This is a genomic window from Pseudanabaena sp. UWO310 (assembly GCF_006861605.1).
In the GTDB taxonomy this organism is placed as follows: Bacteria; Cyanobacteriota; Cyanobacteriia; order Pseudanabaenales; family Pseudanabaenaceae; genus Pseudanabaena.
Window position 1 is genome coordinate 1 of record NZ_SELU01000126.1, and the last position, 998, is coordinate 998.

Annotated in this window: 2 protein-coding genes; both read right to left on the minus strand. The window is 42.6% G+C overall.

Features of this window, described 5'->3' with window-relative positions:
* Positions 1 to 143: 143 nt before the first annotated feature.
* Complete coding sequence (rplT, locus tag PseudUWO310_RS22580) at positions 144 to 497, minus strand: 50S ribosomal protein L20 (RefSeq protein ID WP_009625756.1); 354 nt, start codon at positions 495 to 497, stop codon at positions 144 to 146.
* Between the two features lie 75 nt (positions 498 to 572).
* Positions 573 to 770, minus strand: coding sequence for a 50S ribosomal protein L35 (gene rpmI, locus PseudUWO310_RS22585; RefSeq protein ID WP_009625755.1), 198 nt, complete (start codon positions 768 to 770; stop codon positions 573 to 575).
* Between the last annotated feature and the right edge of the window lie 228 nt (positions 771 to 998).

Sequence of the window (998 nt, forward strand, 5' to 3'; positions counted from 1 at the left end):
ATCCCCCCCACCCCCCCTTAAAAAGGGGGGAGAATTTAATTCTTCCCCCTTTTTAAGGGGGATTGAGGGGGATCTCTTAGAGTTTTTGACCGCAGAAAGTAATTCTTAAATGGTTTCTAAGCGCAAATTTCTGTGATTTTGACTTAAGCGATCGCTTTAGCCTTTTCGACAATTGCGGTAAAAGCTTGGGGATCGAGAATGGCAATTTGAGAAAGCATCTTACGATTGATATCAATATTTGCTTTCTTGAGTAGACCTGCAAACTTGCTGTAGCTCAAACCTTGTTGGCGAGCAGCAGCATTGATGCGGGTAATCCAGAGACTACGGAAATCGCGCTTCTTCTTGCGGCGATCGCGGTAGGCATTACGTAGAGCTTTCATTACCTGCTGGTTAGCAGTGCGGAACAGCTTAGAGTGCGATCCGCGAAAGCCCTTGGCTAATTTCAGTACTTTATTGCGGCGCTTTCTAGCTACGTTACCGCGTTTTACTCTCGTCATGGCAGTTAATTCTTATCGTGAAGTCGTTGTATTTATTTAATTTTTTAGGGCGTGTTGCGCCCTAAAAACCTTTAATTAGGCGTAAGGCATCATTGCGCTTACTCTGTCATTATCAGTCTCATCAACTATAGCCATTTGACCCAATCTGCTCTTGCGAACAGTGGGCTTATGCTCTAATAGATGGTTGCGACCAGCGTGGCGGCGAGCAAACTTGCCGCTACCCGTCACCTTGAATCGCTTGGCGGCAGATTTACGAGTTTTGAGCTTAGGCACTTCTTTCTAGTCCAAATTTTTGACCTTTACGAGTGTACCATAATGTCAATCGATATTTTGCATTCGGGATAAAATTCAAATAATCAAGTAATTAAGCATAATTAACAATACTTCGGACAAAATTAGTAAGCAATAGTGCCGTAAGAACAAAGGTCTTGGAATCGAGGATGAGATTTAATTGAAGTAGAATCCAATTCTAACAAGGAAATAAAGCGCTCAAGTAAATGA

What these genes read in the sequence shown, in the direction of transcription:
- rplT (WP_009625756.1), bottom strand. Translation starts at nt 497, where the DNA reads ATGACGAGAGTAAAACGCGGTAACGTAGCTAGAAAGCGCCGCAATAAA.